14 protein-coding genes are annotated in these 18,797 nt (G+C 36.1%); 13 read left to right on the forward strand and 1 reads right to left on the reverse strand.

Annotated features, from left to right (window positions below):
* Positions 1-160 precede the first annotated feature (160 nt).
* The 12 genes from rfbD (at position 161) to gorA (ending at position 16,888) form a co-directional block, all read left to right on the forward strand.
* Positions 161-1,015, forward strand: a complete 855-nt coding sequence (gene rfbD / locus STRMA_RS02305; RefSeq protein ID WP_003081637.1) for a dTDP-4-dehydrorhamnose reductase — start codon at positions 161-163, stop codon at positions 1,013-1,015.
* A gap of 364 nt (positions 1,016-1,379) precedes the next feature.
* Positions 1,380-2,534: a beta 1-4 rhamnosyltransferase Cps2T gene (gene cps2T, locus STRMA_RS02315; protein WP_003078960.1), complete on the forward strand. Its 1,155-nt coding sequence runs from the start codon at positions 1,380-1,382 to the stop codon at positions 2,532-2,534.
* The gene (locus tag STRMA_RS02320) at positions 2,524-3,456 is read left to right on the forward strand and encodes a glycosyltransferase family 2 protein (protein WP_003081370.1); all 933 of its coding nucleotides are present in this window, start codon (positions 2,524-2,526) and stop codon (positions 3,454-3,456) included. Before cps2T ends, STRMA_RS02320 begins: the two co-directional genes overlap by 11 nt.
* Positions 3,457-4,266: an ABC transporter permease gene (locus STRMA_RS02325; protein WP_003078494.1), complete on the forward strand. Its 810-nt coding sequence runs from the start codon at positions 3,457-3,459 to the stop codon at positions 4,264-4,266. It abuts the gene before it with no gap.
* Positions 4,266-5,474, forward strand: coding sequence for an ABC transporter ATP-binding protein (locus STRMA_RS02330; protein WP_003081369.1), 1,209 nt, complete (start codon positions 4,266-4,268; stop codon positions 5,472-5,474). Before STRMA_RS02325 ends, STRMA_RS02330 begins: the two co-directional genes overlap by 1 nt.
* 18 nt (positions 5,475-5,492) lie before the next feature.
* Positions 5,493-6,869: a glycosyltransferase family 2 protein gene (locus STRMA_RS02335; protein WP_003081241.1), complete on the forward strand. Its 1,377-nt coding sequence runs from the start codon at positions 5,493-5,495 to the stop codon at positions 6,867-6,869.
* Positions 6,866-8,617 carry a rhamnan synthesis F family protein gene (locus STRMA_RS02340; RefSeq protein ID WP_003081967.1) on the forward strand — a complete coding sequence of 584 codons (1,752 nt, stop codon included), beginning with the start codon at positions 6,866-6,868 and terminating at the stop codon, positions 8,615-8,617. Before STRMA_RS02335 ends, STRMA_RS02340 begins: the two co-directional genes overlap by 4 nt.
* Positions 8,614-11,148 (forward strand): LTA synthase family protein, encoded by a 2,535-nt coding sequence (locus tag STRMA_RS02345; protein WP_003080461.1) that lies wholly within the window; start codon positions 8,614-8,616, stop codon positions 11,146-11,148. The genes STRMA_RS02340 and STRMA_RS02345 overlap by 4 nt, the downstream gene beginning before the upstream one ends.
* Positions 11,149-11,207: 59 nt before the next feature.
* The gene (locus STRMA_RS02350; RefSeq protein WP_003082181.1) at positions 11,208-12,482 is read left to right on the forward strand and encodes a hypothetical protein; all 1,275 of its coding nucleotides are present in this window, start codon (positions 11,208-11,210) and stop codon (positions 12,480-12,482) included.
* A 44-nt stretch (positions 12,483-12,526) separates the two neighbouring features.
* On the forward strand, positions 12,527-13,453 hold the full coding sequence (locus STRMA_RS02355) for a glycosyltransferase family 2 protein (RefSeq protein ID WP_003080589.1): 927 nt from the start codon (positions 12,527-12,529) through the stop codon (positions 13,451-13,453).
* A gap of 235 nt (positions 13,454-13,688) precedes the next feature.
* Positions 13,689-15,314, forward strand: coding sequence for a GBS Bsp-like repeat-containing protein (locus tag STRMA_RS02365; protein ID WP_040841467.1), 1,626 nt, complete (start codon positions 13,689-13,691; stop codon positions 15,312-15,314).
* Between the two features lie 221 nt (positions 15,315-15,535).
* A complete protein-coding gene (gene gorA / locus STRMA_RS02370) occupies positions 15,536-16,888 on the forward strand; it encodes a glutathione-disulfide reductase (RefSeq protein ID WP_003080378.1) in 1,353 nt (450 codons plus the stop codon).
* Positions 16,889-17,074: 186 nt separating this feature from the next.
* Here the strand turns inward: gorA and STRMA_RS02375 are convergent, their stop codons facing one another.
* Positions 17,075-17,527, reverse strand: coding sequence for a DUF6556 family protein (locus STRMA_RS02375; protein WP_003081673.1), 453 nt, complete (start codon positions 17,525-17,527; stop codon positions 17,075-17,077).
* Between the two features lie 126 nt (positions 17,528-17,653).
* Here STRMA_RS02375 and STRMA_RS02380 point away from each other — a divergent pair, with 126 nt between their 5' ends.
* Positions 17,654-18,796 (forward strand): cysteine desulfurase family protein, encoded by a 1,143-nt coding sequence (locus STRMA_RS02380; RefSeq protein ID WP_003078798.1) that lies wholly within the window; start codon positions 17,654-17,656, stop codon positions 18,794-18,796.
* Position 18,797: the final 1 nt, after the last annotated feature.

Below are 18,797 nucleotides of genomic sequence, written 5' to 3' on the forward strand. Positions count from 1 at the left end.
TATCATGCTACTAAAAAGAGACGGCTCTTTTGCCGTGCTTCTTTATAATGAATGACACAGTCATCATGGTGTAATGACACAGTCATCATGGTGTTTAGAAATCTATCTTATTTTCGTCTTGATGTGATGAAATAAAAAATTGTTTAAAGGAGTTTATTTTATGATTTTGATTACAGGAAGTAATGGTCAGTTAGGAACAGAACTGCGTTATTTGCTTGATGAAAGAGATGAAGAATACGTTGCTGTTGATGTGGCTGAAATGGACATTACAAAGGCGGAAAAAGTGGATGAAGTTTTTGCACAAGTACGCCCGACGCTTGTTTACCACTGTGCAGCCTTTACAGCTGTGGATGCTGCTGAGGATGAAGGGAAAGAACTTGATTATGCCATCAATGTAACAGGGACAGAAAATATTGCACAGGCCTGTAAGAAATATGATGCCGCTCTTGTTTATGTTTCTACTGATTATGTCTTTAATGGTGAAAAGCCAATCGGTCAAGAGTGGGAAGTAGATGATAAAACGGATCCTCAGACGGAATACGGACGTACAAAGCGTCTGGGCGAGGAAGCTGTTGAAGAAACTTTGGATCGTTTTTATATTATCCGTACAGCTTGGGTATTTGGCAATTATGGTAAAAATTTTGTTTTTACCATGCAAAACCTTGCTAAAAAACACAATACTTTGACAGTGGTTAATGACCAGCATGGGCGTCCAACCTGGACACGAACCTTAGCAGAATTTATGACTTATTTGGCTGAAAATCAAAAGGACTTCGGCTATTATCATCTATCTAATGATGCGAAAGAAGATACAACATGGTATGATTTTGCCGCTGAAATTCTTAAAGATACTGATGTAGTTGTTAAGCCAGTTGATTCAAGCCAATTTCCTGCCAAGGCAAAGCGCCCTTTTAATTCAACAATGAGCTTGAAGAAGGCAAAAGCGACAGGTTTTGTTATCCCTACCTGGCAGGAAGCTTTGCAGGAATTTTATAAACAAGACGTAAAGAAGTAATACAGAAAAAAATAGAGTTTCAGCTTAATAGACACTATTTCCAGAACTTTACTGAAAGGTTATAGTCATTAGAAAGTCAGGCTTTAATCAATTCTGTGTTTAAAAATATAAAGAGCCATCATATTATCATATGATAGAGGAGGCTGGGACTAAAGTCCTGCCTCTTTTTTTGTATGATACTCGTCAAGCTAGCTCAGTGTTGCCTTGCCGCAGGCAGGACTGCCTGCGGCAAGCTTTCTCTTTTGTTTTTTGGATTTTCATTGAGTTAAGGCATTTACTGATTATTTCCTCTCTTATTTTTCGCAAAATCCCTTTGAATATGCTATAATGATAATATTGCAGTTTTAAGATGGAGGAGTGTCATTTGCGTCATATATTCATCATTGGAAGCAGAGGTCTGCCGGCGAAATATGGCGGTTTTGAAACTTTTGTGGAGGAATTAGTCAAACATAGAAAGTCTAAAAACATATCCTATCACATTGCTTGTCTCAGCGATACTGAACAGCATAAACATTTTGACTATTTAGGTGCAGACTGTTTCACTATCAAGGCTCCTAAAATAGGACCGGCGCGTGTCATTGCCTATGATATCATGGCAGTCCGTTATGCCTTAAAGCTTGTAAAAGAACAAAATATAACTAAACCTATTTTTTATATTTTGGGAAATACGATAGGTGCTTTTATTAGACCATTTGCTAGAAAAATTCAGAAAGTAGGCGGACTTCTTTTTGTCAATCCCGATGGACTGGAATGGCGTCGTTCAAAATGGTCCCGTCCCATTCAGTTTTATTTGAAATATGCTGAAAAATGTATGACAAAATCAGCTAATATAATGATTTCGGACAATGCAGGCATTGAAAGTTATCTGAAGCAGTCTTATCCATGGTCAAAAACAGCTTTTATTGCTTATGGTACGGATTTGTCTCCTTCAGGCCTAGATGAAAATGCTGAAAAGGTTCAGAGCTTTTATCAGAAATGGTGTCTTAAAGAAAAGGATTATTATTTGATTGTAGGGCGCTTTGTTCCTGAAAATAATTATGAAACAGCTCTTATAGAGTTTATGAAGTCTAAAACTAAGCGTGATTTGATTATTATATGTAACTATGAGGGCAGTGATTACTTTGAGAAATTGCGGGAAAAAACAGGATTTGATAAAGATTCTCGTGTTAAATTTGTTGGCACTGTTTATGATCGGGCTCTTTTAACTTACATTCGGGAAAATACTTTTGCCTATATTCACGGCCATGAAGTTGGGGGGACCAATCCAGGTTTGCTTGAGGCTTTGGCCCATACAGACTTAAATCTTGTCTTGGGAGTTGATTTTAATAAAAGAGTAGCAGAAGAAACAGCTTATTATTGGAATAAAACTTCAGGAAATTTATGTCAGCTGCTAGAAAAGGTGGATGGACAGACAGATTATTCTGCCTTAGGGCAAATGGCAAAAGAACATATGAGATCTTATTATACTTGGGAGAAAATTGTAGGAGAGTATGAGGAATTGTTTTTAAATGAAAATTAATATTCTACTATCAGCTTACAATGGCCAAGAATTTATTGCAGAACAAATCGAAAGCATTCAAAAACAAAGTATAAAAGACTGGAACCTTTTCATTCGTGATGATGGTTCAACCGATAAGACTCCTGAAATTATTGCAGCTTTTGCTAAGCAGGATGAACGCATTCATTTTATTAATGCCAATCATCGCGAAAACTACGGTGTGATTAAAAATTTTTATACTCTTTTAAAATATGATAAGGCTGATTATTATTTTTTCAGTGATCAAGATGATATTTGGATCCCTCAGAAATTAGAATTAACGCTAAAAAGTGCCCAAAAAGAAAAGCAGACAGAGCCGCTTTTAGTTTATACCGATCTAAAAATAGTGAATCAGGAATTGACCGTCTTACATGAGAGTATGATCAAGACACAGTCTCATCATGCCAATACAAGCTTGCTGCAAGAGCTGACTGAAAACACAGTCACCGGCGGCACAATGATGATTAACCATAGTCTTGCTGAAAAGTGGGAGAGACTTGATCATATTATCATGCATGACTGGTATTTAGCTTTACTGGCAGCCAGTTTGGGAAAATTAATTTATCTTGATGTTCCGACAGAATTATACCGCCAGCATGATAGCAATGTACTTGGTGCCAGAACTTGGAGCAAACGATTAAAAAATTGGCTGAGACCGGATCAATTATTTGCGAAATATTGGTGGTTGATCACAGCCAGTCAGAAACAAGCTAAACTGCTGTTGGCATTTGATTTATCAAAAGAGAAGCGCCAGCTGGTTGAAGCCTATGTAACCTTGCTGGAGCAATCATTTGTAAAAAGAATAAATTTACTCAGACAGTATGGGTTTGCCAAAAATAGAGCTTTTCATACTTTTGTCTTCAAAACATTGATTATTACGAAAATTGGTTATAGGAGAAAATAAATGGACTTTTTTAGTCGTAAGAATCGTATTCTTTTAAAAGAACTTATTAAAACAGACTTTAAACTGCGCTATCAGGGCAGTGCTATTGGCTACCTCTGGTCAATCTTAAAGCCTCTTTTGCTCTTTGCTATCATGTATATTGTATTTGTTCGCTTTTTGCCTTTAGGAGGAGATGTTCCTCATTGGCCTGTTGCTCTTTTATTGGGAAATGTTGTTTGGAGCTTTTTCCAAGAAGCGACTTTAATGGGAATGACCTCTATTGTAACCCGCGGGGACTTACTGCGTAAGCTCAATTTTTCTAAACAGACAATTGTGATTTCAGCTATTTCAGGAGCAACGATTAATTTTGGAATTAATTTGCTTGTTGTTTTGGTCTTTGCTCTTCTTAATGGGGTTCACTTTGGTTTGCATTGGAATTTGTTGCTTTTAGTTCCTCTCTTTATTGAGCTTTTACTGTTTTCAACAGGTATTGCTTTTATCCTTTCTACTTTATATGTCAAATATCGTGATTTCGGTCCTGTCTGGGAAGTTGTTTTGCAAGGTGGTTTTTATGCCACACCGATTATTTATGCGATTACCTTTATTGCAGCTCGTAATATTGTAGCAGCTAAGGTTCTTTTGCTGAGCCCTATTTCTCAGATTATCCAAGATATGCGCTATATTTTGATTGATCCTGCCAATGTGACCATCTGGCAAATGATTAATCATAAAGGTATTGCCGTTCTTCCTTATTTGGTGCCTATTTTGGTATTCTTTATTGGTTTTGCTATTTTTAATCACAATGCTAAGAAATTTGCGGAGATTCTATAATGTTAAAAGATAATATTGCAGTAAAAGTAGATCATGTCAGTAAATATTTTAAATTGCCTACTGAATCCACTAATAGCCTTAGAACAGCGATGGTTAACCGCTTTAAAGGTATTAAAGGATATAAAAAACAGCATGTCCTGCGAGATATCAATTTTGAAGTTGAAAAAGGTGATTTTTTTGGTATTGTTGGACGAAATGGTTCAGGGAAATCAACGCTTTTAAAAATTATTTCACAAATTTATCTTCCTGAACAAGGTTCTGTCACTGTTGATGGTAAATTGGTTTCTTTCATTGAACTTGGCGTTGGATTTAATCCAGAACTGACAGGCCGTGAAAATGTCTATATGAATGGAGCCATGCTTGGTTTTACAACTGAAGAAGTTGATGCCATGTACAATGACATCGTTGAATTTGCAGAATTGCAAGATTTTATGAACCAAAAGCTTAAAAATTATTCTAGCGGTATGCAAGTTCGTTTAGCTTTTTCTGTCGCTATCAAAGCTCAAGGAGATGTCTTGATTCTTGATGAAGTGCTTGCAGTTGGTGATGAAGCTTTTCAGCGTAAATGCAATGACTACTTTCTTGAACGTAAGCAAAGCGGTAAAACAACTATTTTAGTTACTCACGATATGGGGGCTGTTAAAAAATATTGTAATAAAGCTGTCTTAATTGAAGATGGCTTAGTCAAAGCTATCGGAGAGCCATTTGATGTTGCCAATCAGTACAGTGTTGACAACACAGATCAGGTAGCAGAAGATACAGAAGTAAAACATGAAGATGACCAGATTGTTGTTGAAGATCTAAAGGTGAGACTTTTGTCAAAACAGCAGATAACTCCAGACGAACCTATCGCTTTTGAAATTTCTTATAATGTCCTTTCAGATATTGAGACCTATGTTGCTCTGTCTCTAACAGATATTGATCGCAATATATGGATATATAATGATAATTCTTTAGACCACTTAACAAGCGGGTCTGGTCGAAAACGGGTGACTTATACCTGTGATCTCAAAAATATGAATGATATTAAATTGAAATTGGAAGTGACAATCAGAGATAAACAAGAGCAGATGTTAACCTTTGCTAGTGCAACAAATACGCCTATTATATCCATTAACAGAAATGATATTAAAGGGGATGATAAGTCAGCAATGGATTCTGCCAGCGGACTTATTCAAAGAAATGGCCAGTGGGAATTTTCGTCATAAGCTGCATTGGAGAACAAAATGGTAAAAGTATCAGTTATTTGTACAAACTACAATAAGGGAAATTGGATAGGAGAAGCGCTGGAGAGCTTTCTAAATCAGGAGACAGCTTTTTCTATTGAAATTATTGTTATTGATGATGCTTCAACAGACTGCTCTATAGATATCATAAAACAATATCAAAGCAAGTATCCTCATCGCATAAAAGCTTTTTTCAACAATGAAAATAAAGGCATTACCAGAACATGGATAGAAGCTTGTCAAAAAGCGCAAGGCCAGTATATTGCAAGATGTGACGGCGATGATTATTGGACAGATTCTCTCAAACTTCAAAAACAGGTTGACCTTTTGGAAAGTACAGCAGATTCTAAATGGTCCAATACGGATTTTGATATGATAAGTCCAGAAGGAGAGGTTACTCAAAAGCATGTTTTGACCAATGGCATCATTCCCTTTATAGATTCTTATGAAAAAATGCTTGCTTTAAAAGGGATGACCATGGCATCTACTTGGTTAGTTGAAGCTGACTTAATCCGCCAAGTCAACGAAGAAATTGATTTGGAAGCTGTAGATGATACCTTTAATATTCAATTAGAACTTTTTAAACGAACAAAGCTGGCTTTTCTGAAAGATTCAACGACAGTTTACCGTATGGATAATGAATCTGATTCACGAACGCAGGATACAGAAAAACTGGCTAACCGTTTTGAAAAACTGCTTGAAACTCAGCTCAGTTATATCGATAAGTACCCAGACAGTGATTTTAAAGAAGCCCTTAAGCTCTTATTAAGACAGCATACAAAATATGAAATTGCACTTTCTCAAATACATAACTTAGCGCGTTTTAATGAACAGAAAGTAACTGTTTATTTTGGAACCGATGAAATACCTTTTAGCGAAGACAATATTCTTCAGTTTCCGATGAAAGAAAATGATACCATCAAGATTCCTTTGTCTCAAGGCATTACTAAGATACGCATTGATCTATCTGAGATTCCAAGTCTTTATTCTACTGTTTCACTCCTCAATACGAGCTCAAAAACAGCAATAGAACCAATCGAGACCAATGCAGATAGCATTGATGGGATGTATTTATTTGCTTATAGAGATCCTTTTATGATTTATGATGTGAAACATGAAGATACAGATACCCTAACCTTAACGTATAGATTATTTAATGAAGATGGGATAGCCAATGAGGATTCCCTGATAAGCAGACTTTCTAAATTGCTTTCGCAAAAGAAAAAGGAAATTTCTGAACTGAAACTTTATGAAGATGCCTATCAAAGAGTGTCTTCTGAGCTAGAAGAAATGACAAAGCGGTATGATGCCGTTATTCATTCTCGCCGCTGGACAATCCCTACAAAAATCATCAACTTATTTAGGAGAAAAAGATGAAGCGTTTGCTTTTATATGTTCATTTTAATAAATACAATCGTCTCAGCTCCCATGTTCTTTATCAATTAGAGCAGCTGAGACCTCTATTTGAAAAAATTGTATTTATTTCAAATAGTCAAATGACAGATGCTGATATTGACATGTTAAAAGATCAGCATCTCATTGACGATTTTATACAGCGGCAGAATTCTGGTTTTGATTTTGCGGCATGGCGTGACGGTATGTCTTTCATTGGTTTTGAACATTTATCTCATTATGATTCTGTAACGACGATGAACGACACCTGTTTTGGTCCATTATGGGATATGGGAAATCTTTATGAAAAATATGAGGCTGATCAGGCGGTTGATTTTTGGGGCATGACAAATAATCGTGCGACAAAAGCTTTTAGAGAACATATCCAAAGTTATTTTATCTCTTTTAAAAAAACTGTATTAGAAAATTCATCTTTTAGAGATTTTTGGGAAAAAGTAGAAGATTATCATGATGTACAAAAGGTCATTAATCAATACGAAACGAAAGTAACGACGGTTCTTTTGGATAAGGGATTTAGGTATAGTGTTGTTTTTGATACTAGAGAAGAAAATGCCAGCCAGCTGTTGCATGCTGACTTTTCTTATTATCATCCAACAGCTATTTTAAATCATAAGGTTCCTTTTATAAAAGTGAAAGCTATTGATGCCAATCAAACGATCAGTCCTTACCTTTTAGAAGAAATAGCTAAGAAAACGCAATATCCTGTGGATTTGATCGTTTCTCATATGTCTGAAATAAACTATCCTGACTCTATTTATTTGTTATCACAAAAATATGTCAGAGAAACTAAGCCAGCAGACTTTTCAAATAAGAAAATAGCAGTTCATCTCCATGTGTTTTATGTAGATTTATTAGAAGAATTTTTAGAAGCCTTTGAGCATTTTCATTTTTCTTATGATCTATTTATAACGACAGATAATGATCAGAAAAAAGCAGAAATCAGTGCACTTTTATCGGAAAAAGGCAAAACAGCACAAATTTTTGTGACAGGTAATGTCGGAAGAGATGTCCTGCCTATGCTAAAGCTAAAAGAGGAGCTGTCACACTATGATATAGTCGGCCATTTTCATACTAAGAAATCAAAAGAAGCTGATTTCTGGGCGGGTGAATCTTGGAGAAATGAATTGATCGCTATGCTTATAAAGCCGGCTGATACTCTTTTGTCAGCTTTAATCCATCAGCCTAAGTTAGGTTTAATAATTGCCGATATTCCTTCTTTTTTTAGATATAATAAGATTGTTGATGCATGGAATGAGCATCTAATTGCTCCTGAAATGAATAAGTTATGGCAGCAAATGAAAATGACCAAGTCCATTGATTTTGAACAGTTTCAGACTTTTGTTATGAGTTATGGCACTTTTGTTTGGTTTAAGTATGACGCTTTAAAACCCTTATTTGATCTGGATTTGACTGATAATGATGTTCCTGCAGAACCTTTGCCGCAAAACTCTATTTTACATGCTATAGAGCGTTTGTTAATTTATATTGCTTGGAATGAACACTATGACTTCAGAATTTCTAAAAATCCTGTGCCGTTAACGGCTTTTATAGATAATAAACAGCTCAATAAGCGCGGAGACGCAGCACCTAACACTTTTGTTGATTTCAATAATTTGGGAGGAATAAAGGGAGCCTTTAAATATATTTTTGTCGGACCGGCAAGAGCTATTAAATATATCATTAAACGTTCTCTGCAAAAGATAAAATCATGAAAAAATTAAAAAATTTATGGAATGTGATAGATAAGCATAGTCTGTTTATTTTTATTCACGTTTTCATTCTTAATTTTGCGCTGAGAAACTACGATCTTTTGATAGGACGTAGAGCGGACACCTCTCTTTCCATTAAGGTCCTTTCAAAAAACTTTACTATTATGACGGAACGCTGGGGAGGCCTGCCTAGTCATTTTAGGTTCATTGCAGGGATTTGTTTGATCGCTTATATTCTCTCGGCTTTGGGACTCTCAGTCTATTTGTCAAAAGTATTAAATAAGATATTTTTTGTTAAGCTGCTAGTGGGATATAGTATCTATGTCATCATATCCTATTTTTTGACTGTGACTAGGGAATTAAATAATGAGTCTTTTAAACCTTGGGACTTGTCAAAAAATGACTTTTTCCAACCTTACTTTTTACCTACTTTACTTTTAATTATTATTTTTGCATCTGTCTTAAGCTATTTTACTAAAGCAAAAAGATCTCATTTCTTTCGAGGGATTGCTGCATCACTGGAAGGTTCTTCTGGATCAGAATTTCTGCTTGCTGGCTTAATGGCTTCTTTCGTTTTTAGTGATACTCATTACGTTAGACTGTTGCAAGAAGCAATGGGAGATTTTTACAATGCACCTTGGCTTTATGAAGGTCTGTTGTTTCTTTATACTTTGCTAACATTAGTCCTTTTTACGGCAATCTCCAAAGCTTGTTTCAATTCTTATCATGCTATTAAGCTTAATAGTCCCAATGTTTCTTTGGCTTTTGCTTCTAGTCTTTTGTTTGCGATCATTTTTAATTATTTCCTTCAATATGGTTTGAAAAGTGATGCTCCCTTGTTAGGCAGATATATTGTCCCTGGAGCAACTGCTTATCAAATACTAGTATTGAGCGCAGCAGGTTTTTTCTTATACTTAGCAGTCAATCGCTATTTATCTGTAACTTTTTTGATTCTTATTTTAGGTTCGATTATCTCTGTTGTGAATATCCTGAAAGTAGGGTTGCGTAATGAACCTCTATTAGTGACAGATTTTACATGGGTCACTAATATGGAGCTATTAGTCAATTCTGTCAATAGTAACATTGTTATTAGTATTGTACTAGTTTTAGCTCTTTTGATTTTTATCTATTTATTCCTTAGAAAACGACTGTTACAAGGAAAAATTATTGAGAAACTTCGTTTGAGAATAAGTCTTATTTTTTGCCTCTGTACTTTAGGATTAAGCATTTTTACTATTTTTAGGAATGAGGAAGACAGTAAAGTATTAAATGGGATTCCTATAATATCTAAGGTTAATAACTGGGTTGATATAGGATATCAAGGCTTTTATTCGAATGCTAGTTATAAATCTCTTATGTATGTCTGGACTAAGCAAGTAACTAAATCCATTATGGATAAGCCAGAAGGTTACAGCAAAAAGCGTATTTTGAAATTAGCTAAGAAATATAATAATGTAGCTAAAAAGATCAATAAAGAACGTACAGAGAATATTTCGGATCAGACAGTTATCTATATTTTGAGTGAAAGTTTTTCAAATCCTGATCGTGTTCAAGGCGTCAGTCTTAGTCGCGATGTGATCCCTAATATTAATCAGATTAAATCACAAACGACTAGTGGATTGATGCATTCAGATGGTTATGGCGGCGGTACTGCTAATATGGAGTTTCAGTCGCTAACTGGTTTACCATATTATAATTTCAATTCTTCTGTATCAACTCTTTATACGGAAGTTGTTCCAGATATGTCGGTTTTTCCTTCTATTAGCAATCAATTTAAATCCAAAAATCGTATTGCCATTCACCCATCTTCGGCTTCGAATTATTCTAGAAAATATGTTTATGATAAATTAGGGTTCCCAACTTTTATAGCTTCTAGCGGTACAGATAATAAAATTGCTGATCCTGAAAAAGTAGGACTCAATATTAGTGATAAAACAACTTATCAGAATATTTTAGATAATATAAACCCATCAAAAAACCAATTTTTCTCTGTGATGACCATGCAAAATCATGTACCTTGGGCTTCATCAGAACCTAGTGATGTTACAGCTAGCGGCAAAGGCTATACAAATGAGGAAAACGGCTCCTTAACTAGTTATGCCAGACTGCTGACTTATACCGATAAGGAAACTAAAAGTTTCTTAGATCAGCTATCACAGTTAAATCATAAAGTAACACTTGTTTTTTATGGGGATCATTTACCTGGTTTGTATCCTGAAAGTGCTTTTGAAAAAAATCCTAAGAGTCAATATCAGACAGATTATTTTATTTGGAGTAATTATAAGACAAAACAGACCAATCATCCTTATGTTAATTCTAGCGATTTTACAGCTGAACTTTTAGAACATACTAATGCGAAAGTCTCGCCTTATTACGCTTTATTAACAAAGGTCCTAGATAATACAACTGTTGGTCATGGAAAACTCTCTAAAGGGCAAAAAGAAATAGCTAAGGATCTAAAACTTCTACAATATGATATATCTGTAGGGGAAGGTTATATTAGAAACTATAAAGGATTTTTTGACATTAGATGATTGATTTTTATACAGTTATCATAAAAAATCTTAACATTTAAGGAGAAAAGGAGAGCATTATGGAAAGAGCCAAATATTTTATTAAGAATAACTATCGGCTATTATTGCTTTATCTGCTTATCAGTACTATATTTACACTAGAGCTGATAGTGTACATTAATGATGCAGGGGATCAAACAATTTTTGCAAATGAGTTAAAAAAGCATGGGTTCTTTGAGTTCGCTATTTATCGTTATCAAACTTGGTCAAGCAGATTGCTTATTGAATCGGTGACCATGTTTATGTCAGGGCATCATTATATTATTTTTGATATTTCTTTATTAGGCTTTACCTTTTTCTTCTTGTATGCCTTGAAGCAGATTATTTTCCCCGAGAAGAATCATCTCTATCTAAAATATAGTCTTCCAATAATTTTTATCACTGTTTTTCCTGGAGTGCTCTTCACCAGTGCTGGGTTAATTCCTACAGTAACTAATTACTTATTTCCTATGTTTGCACTGGTCATTGGCTGGTATTTGCTTAATCAAAAAAACAAATTTTCTGTATTATTAGCTTTTATTGCTATTATCTTTGCTTTTATGCAAGAGCAGTTCACTGTTTTAGGCTTTATTATCATAGGCTTCCTTCTTATATCAGAATTTATCAGAAATAAAAAGATCAATGCAAAATATCTAGGAGCTTTTATTGTTTCCATATTGGGACTTGTATCTGCAGCTCTGGCTCCTGGTTCTGACATTCGATTATCTCGGGAAATAGCGACGTGGTATCCTGGTTTTAACAAATTACCTCTAATTACAAAACTATTAAAGGGTTATCTAGAGACCAACAGGGTTCTTTTTACAACAGCAGAATTCAATATTTTCCTTGTACTTTTGCTAACGATTATCATTTTGTCTATTATCAAAAGGCGATTTTTTTCAGCATTTATGATAAGTTCAATATTGTATACGCTTGTTATAAATAAGCTGGGAATTAGTAATTGGTTTACAGCCGTTCAAAAAATTATAGCAAGTCAAAATGCAAGAACTAATCAACTTTATTTTAATATTAAAGAAAATCTATACCCATTAATTATTTATACAGCTTTATTGCTAATAATAGCTACTGTCATCTTTTGCTTATTTGAAGAAAAGGTAAAGGGGATAACGGCAGTTGTTATTCTGTTTGCAGGATATGCTTCAAGAATGTTGGTTTCGTTATCGCCAACGATTTATGCATCTCAACTTAGAACTTATATACCATTGCTCTTTGCCATATTTGTTGTTGTTTTGCTGCTTTTGAAGGAAGGCTATTCTTTATTCAAAAACAGCAGTAAGCTAGTGAAATCACAATAAAAAAGTAGTAAGATCCGAAAATTTTTGATTTTCAAGGAGGAAAAATGAAAAAACTTTCAATAGTTATTCCTTGTTATAACGAAGAAGCTACCATTCGTTCATTTTTAGAAGAAACTCAAAAGGTTGAAAAACAGATGTCTGATGAATTAGTTTTTGACTATTATTTTGTTAATGATGGTTCAAAAGATAAGACATTGGCAGTTCTTCGTGAGCTTTCAGCTTATTTTAAAAATGTGCATTATCTTTCGTTTTCTCGTAATTTTGGTAAAGAGGCTGCTCTTTTGGCAGGGCTTGAAGCAGCAGATGGTGATTTTATCACTGTTATGGATGTTGATTTACAGGATCCGCCTGAGCTGTTAATAGAAATGTACTCTAAAATAAAACAAGGGTATGATGTGGTCGGTACACGCCGTGCTGATCGTAAGGGAGAGCCTTTTATTCGCTCCTTATTTGCTCGGACATTTTATTGGCTGATTAATAAAATATCAAGCACAGAAATGGTTGATGGAGCGCGTGATTTTCGATTGATGACACGTCAAGTAGTTGATAGTATCTTGGAATTGGGTGAGGTCAATCGTTTTTCAAAGGGACTTTTCTCTTGGGTAGGATTTGATGTAACTTATGTTGCTTATGAAAATCGAGAACGTATTGCAGGAAAGAGCTCTTGGAACTTTTGGAGTCTTTTGCGCTATTCTATGGATGGTTTTATCAACTTTTCTGAAGCACCGCTTAATTTATCCATGTGGGCGGGTGCTGTCTCATTTATAACGTCTATCATTGGTATTATTATTGTTATTGCAAGAAAACTGACCGTTGGAGGCAGTGTTTCTGGATGGGCTTCTATTATTTGTATTATTTTGTTTATTGGAGGTTTGCAATTACTGGCACTTGGGATTATCGGGAAGTATATTGCTAAGATATTTTTAGAGACTAAAAAACGACCCGTTTACATCATTAAGGAAAAAGGATAACGAGACAAAACAAGAAGATTGCTGTGACTATGAGATTTGTACAGTTATGGCTTTCTTTTAAAAAAGGCTGTGAAATAGCCTTTTTTAGTTTGCCGCAGAAAAAATGAAATACATAGGATAAATTTCCTGCTGCAGCTGCCAATAAGCCCTTTTTAAAAGAATCATATCTCTTTACCATTTTAGTTTTATCTTTCGAATAGTATAGATGTAACAAAAAATGAAAAGGGGATTATTATTGAAACGATTAAAAATAATGCTTTTAACGACGGCTTTTTTAGGTGTCATTACGGCTTTTCGCTATGCAGCAGCAGATACTCAGGCGACGATCACTCATTATGATAAACAAGCGGGTACTTTTGATCTTGTCCTTCCCCAAGTGTCTGATGGTCAAATTATAAAATCAGTAGACCTGGCGGTTTGGTCGGAAGAAAATGGTCAAGATGATTTAAAATGGTATTCTGCACAACAAAAAGAAAATGGTCAGCTGACAGTTCATTTTAGTACTGAACAACATGGCAATATGGCTGGAAGCTATCTTGTTCATGCTTATATAACTTATGCTAATGGTAAGCGAATTGGAGTTAATCTAGGGAAACGTGATTTCTCTTTATCAGAACCGCAGCTATCACTAGGTCCCAATGGTATTCAGATAGCTTCGAAAATGAAACCTGCAGGATCAGAACAATTGCTTTGGGCAGTTTGGTCAGATCAAAAAGGCCAGGATGATATCAAATGGTATTTGGCAGATGATGACGGCAAGGCTATAGCTCATTACGCTGATCATAAAGGTTATGGGACTTATCATGTCCATACTTATTTGAAAAAGGACGGTAAGATGATACCAATTGCTGCTCAAAAATTAGAGCTTCCTAAACCGCATATTAAGTCTCAAATTAATAAAATAAATGATACCAGCTATGAGATCACCGTGAGTGACGTTCCTTCTTATATAACATCTGTGTCTGTGCCTGTTTGGACTGAGCAAAACGGTCAGGATGATCTGCAATGGTATCAGGCAAGTAAGACAGCTGATGGTATTTTTAAAGCGGTTGTTTATTTAAAGTCGCATCGCTTTGGATTAGGACGGTATCAGGTTCATTTTTATGGAGACAGTCTTTTAAATCTTGATTTAGAAGGTTTAGGTTCTGCAAATTTTGAAGTCCCATCTATTGATCACTATGAAGCCCCTCAAGTGACTATAGGCCCTTATGATAACCATAAAGGGACTTTTGATATCAATGTAGCTGAAACAAATCACTCAAAAGTAATAAAGACAGTTAAAGCAGCAGTTTGGTCAGAAGCCAATCAGGAGAATATTCATTGGTATGAGTCTCAGCAAATATCAGACGGCAAGGCTGCTATTAGAGCAGATATTCAAAAACATGGCAATAAGACTGGAACTTACCATGTGCATACTTATATCACTTATACAGATGAAAGCAGCAGTGGCCATGTGCTTGCTGACCAGCAGCTTAATGCTATTGATCTTACTCCTGCACCTAGCGTTAGAATCACTGCCTATATAAATGAAAGAAATACTTATCCAGTTGGTCAATGCACTTGGGGGGTAAAGGAGTTGGCGCCTTGGATTCCTAATTGGCTTGGTAATGGCGGACAGTGGGCAGATAATGCGCGTGCTAAAGGGTTTAGAACAGGGAATGAGGCTAAAGTTGGTGCTGTTGCCTGCTGGGATGATGGCGGCTATGGCCATGTGGCCTACGTTAGCCATGTGGATGGCAATCATCGCATTCAAGTTAAGGAAGCCAATTATAAAAATCAGCAGTTTATTTCAAATTTCCGAGGGTGGTTTGACCCGACAGCTTCTTATTGGGGCCGTTTGACTTATATTTATCCTGATTAATCTTTATTTTAAAATAAGACTGAGGCAAAGAAAGCCTCAGCTTTTTAATATGCTGTTTCTGATAATTGTCCATTGTAACTATTTGCTCTTTCATTTTTTAAATTTCACGTTTGTAGGGTAAGCCTAAAAAGCTATTGTGTTTGTTGCGTATCAGAAAATTGTTTCTCTTTCTTTTTTATGATAAAGTTATTTTATCAATAAAAGCAGGAGAGGAGACAATAATGGTAAAACAGTATGATTATATCGTGATTGGCGGTGGTTCAGGCGGAATAGCTTCTGCCAATCGTGCAGCTATGCATGGGGCAAAAGTAATTCTTTTTGAAGGTAAAGCAATTGGTGGAACCTGTGTTAATCTAGGCTGTGTTCCTAAAAAGGTAATGTGGTACGGAGCACAAATTGCAGAGACCATTAATAACTATGCAGCTGATTATGGTTTTGATCTGACAGCAAATCATTTTGATTTTGAGACTTTAAAGAATAACCGCCAAGCCTATATTGATCGTATCCACGCTTCTTATGAACGCGGCTTTGACAATAATGGTGTCCAACGTGTCTATGACTATGCCACCTTTGTCGATAGCCATACCGTGGAGTCAGGAGGAGAGCGCTACAGTGCTCCGAATATTTTAATAGCTACAGGCGGGCATGCACTGATTCCTGACATTCCTGGAAGTCAATATGGGATAACTTCAGATGGCTTTTTTGACTTGGATGCTGTTCCTAAACGTACAGCTGTTGTTGGTGCAGGCTATATTGCGGTGGAAGTTTCAGGAATACTCCATGCTTTGGGCAGTGAGACACATCTTTTTGTCCGCAAGGAAGGTCCGCTTCGAAAATTTGATAAAGAAATTGTTGAAACTCTTGTTGAAGAGATGAAAAAAGATGGGCCGCAACTTCATACTTTTTCCATTCCTAAAAAAGTAGTGAAGAATGCTGATGGTAGTTTAACTCTTACTTTAGAAAATGGAGAAAACTACACTGTTGATACCCTCATTTGGGCTATTGGCCGCGCAGCTAATACAAAGGGCTATAATCTGGAAGCAACAGGTGTTGCTTTAAATGATAAGGGATTTATCATCACAGATGAGTATGAAAATACAAATGTCAAGGGTCTTTACGCTCTTGGAGATGTTAATGGAAAATTGGAATTGACACCAGTTGCGGTCGCTGCAGGGCGCCGTTTGTCTGAACGCCTTTTCAATAACAAGCCTAATGAAAAGTTAGATTATACTAAAATAGGAACTGTTATTTTCAGCCATCCTACTATTGGTTCGGTTGGTTTAACGGAAGAAGCCGCCCAAGCTCAATATGGTAAGGAAAATATCAAAGTTTACCGTTCAACATTTACCTCTATGTATACAGCTATTACCAAACATCGTCAATCCTGCAAGATGAAATTGGTGACAGCTGGTCCCGATGAAAAAATTATTGGACTTCATGGTATTGGTTATGGCGTTGATGAAATGATTCAGGGCTTTGCTGTAGCTATCAAGATGGGAGCGACTAAAGCAGATTTTGATGATACAGTTGCCATTCATCCTACTGGTTCAGAAGAATTTGTCACCATGCGCTAGCAGCTGAGGAAAAAGAGACTGGAATTTTGCCGCAACTCTCTAAAAAGCTGATCATAAAAGCTTCGTTTAGGGATTGCCCATGTTCCAGTCTCTTTAATTTTTATTGACAAGAAGGATAAGAGGCGGGCAGTATTTGTCAGCTTTCTCATTTCAGAAAATAAAAAAACTCTCTGTCAAAGAGAATTTTTACTGGTTTGCCTTTGCTGCGCCGCTGTTATTTGCATTTGACTGGTTAGCTGCCGGAGTATTATCTTTTTGATTAGCTGAATCGTTGGCGTTATTTTCTGCTGCTGTCGTCTCTGCTTGATTTTGGTTGTTAGCATTATTGGCTGAATCATTAGCACTGTCATTGTTGCCTTCTTGGGCTGCTGTGGTGTTGTTTTGATTATTGTTTTCGTCATCAACTTCTTTTTCGCGAATGACCGTTGTTTTAGAGGATGAGTCCTTTTTATTATTGTTTGAATGGTTTAGGTAACCGTTTATTGTAAGTAATGCTGTAACAATCCCTAGAAGTCCTGCAATGATAGCAACTGTTTTTTGAAGTGCTGAGAAACCAGTCTTGATATGCTCTGTTGGGCGTTTGCGATTGTTTGGTTGTTTAGTCGGCTGCTGCCGACGAGAATAGTTATTATTAGGCATGATTCCTCCTTTTGATAATATTATACGCTTTTTTCCTAAAAATTCCATAAAAAAGTCATTTTAATTCTCGAAAGAAGTTTCTGAAAATGTGTTATAATGATCCTATTGTAAATAAAGGTGAAAAAAATGATTTATTTTGATAATTCAGCAACAACTCAGCCTTATCCTGATGTTTTAAAGACTTATCAGGAAGTGGCCTCTAAAATAGTCGGCAATCCTTCTAGTTTGCATCAATTGGGAACACAGTCCATGCGTATCCTAAAAGCTTCTCGCCGGCAAATTGCAGAGCTTTTAGGAAAAGCAGAAGACGAGATTATCTTTACATCAGGAGGTACTGAAGGAGATAATTGGGTGCTTAAAGGTTTAGCATTTGAAAAAAGCTGCTATGGCCGGCATATCATTGTTTCTCATATTGAACATCCTGCTGTTAAAGAAACGGCCAAATGGCTGGCTGAACAGGGATTTGAAGTGGACTTTGCGCCTGTGTCACAGTCTGGCTTTGTAGATGTTGAAGCTTTAAGCAGATTAATCAAGGATGAAACGATCCTCGTTTCCGTTATGGCTGTGAATAATGAAATCGGCTCTATTCAGCCTATAGCTGAAATTTCTCAATTATTGGAAAATAAACCGACTATTTCTTTTCATGTGGATGCTGTGCAGGCAATTGGCAAGATAGCACCTGAAGCTTATTTAACTGACCGAGTTGATTTTGCGACTTTCTCAGGTCATAAATTTCATGCTGTCCGCGGTGTTGGTTTTGTTTATAAAAAGGCTGGCAAAAAAATTGCGCCTCTTTTACATGGAGGCGGACAAGAGAGCCGTTTCAGAAGCGGTACTGAAAACGCTGCAGGCATTGCCGCAATGGCAAAAGCTTTGCGGCTTATCTTTGATAAAGAAGAAAAAGCCAGAAAAGAACTTCTGACGATGAAAAAGGCACTTTTGGCAGGCCTTTCTAACTATAATGATGTTACAATTTTTTCAGGTTTGGAAAATTTTGCACCCCATATCTTAACCTTTGGCATCAAAGATGTCCGTGGTGAAATTTTGGTACATGCTTTTGAGGAGCATGACATTTATATCTCGACAACCAGTGCTTGTTCCTCCAAAGCTGGTAAGCCTGCTGGAACGCTGATTGCCATGGGGATTTCTCAAAAACTGTCCCAAACAGCTGTACGTGTTAGCTTAGATGAAACAAATGATATGGGACAAATTGAACAGTTTCTCACTATTTTTCAACACATTTATAATAAGACAAAGAAAGTAAGATAGA

The organism is Streptococcus macacae NCTC 11558 (assembly GCF_000187995.2).
Lineage (GTDB): Bacteria > Bacillota > Bacilli > Lactobacillales > Streptococcaceae > Streptococcus > Streptococcus macacae.

Excerpts from the sequence above, each read along its gene's own strand:
- rfbD (WP_003081637.1), top strand. The coding sequence starts at position 161 with ATGATTTTGATTACAGGAAGTAATGGTCAGTTAGGAACAGAACTGCGT.
- STRMA_RS02320 (WP_003081370.1), top strand. The coding sequence starts at position 2,524 with ATGAAAATTAATATTCTACTATCAGCTTACAATGGCCAAGAATTTATT.
- STRMA_RS02325 (WP_003078494.1), top strand. The coding sequence starts at position 3,457 with ATGGACTTTTTTAGTCGTAAGAATCGTATTCTTTTAAAAGAACTTATT.
- STRMA_RS02330 (WP_003081369.1), top strand. The coding sequence starts at position 4,266 with ATGTTAAAAGATAATATTGCAGTAAAAGTAGATCATGTCAGTAAATAT.
- STRMA_RS02335 (WP_003081241.1), top strand. The coding sequence starts at position 5,493 with ATGGTAAAAGTATCAGTTATTTGTACAAACTACAATAAGGGAAATTGG.
- STRMA_RS02340 (WP_003081967.1), top strand. The coding sequence starts at position 6,866 with ATGAAGCGTTTGCTTTTATATGTTCATTTTAATAAATACAATCGTCTC.
- STRMA_RS02345 (WP_003080461.1), top strand. The coding sequence starts at position 8,614 with ATGAAAAAATTAAAAAATTTATGGAATGTGATAGATAAGCATAGTCTG.
- STRMA_RS02350 (WP_003082181.1), top strand. The coding sequence starts at position 11,208 with ATGGAAAGAGCCAAATATTTTATTAAGAATAACTATCGGCTATTATTG.
- STRMA_RS02355 (WP_003080589.1), top strand. The coding sequence starts at position 12,527 with ATGAAAAAACTTTCAATAGTTATTCCTTGTTATAACGAAGAAGCTACC.
- gorA (WP_003080378.1), top strand. The coding sequence starts at position 15,536 with ATGGTAAAACAGTATGATTATATCGTGATTGGCGGTGGTTCAGGCGGA.
- STRMA_RS02375 (WP_003081673.1), bottom strand. The coding sequence starts at position 17,527 with ATGCCTAATAATAACTATTCTCGTCGGCAGCAGCCGACTAAACAACCA.
- STRMA_RS02380 (WP_003078798.1), top strand. The coding sequence starts at position 17,654 with ATGATTTATTTTGATAATTCAGCAACAACTCAGCCTTATCCTGATGTT.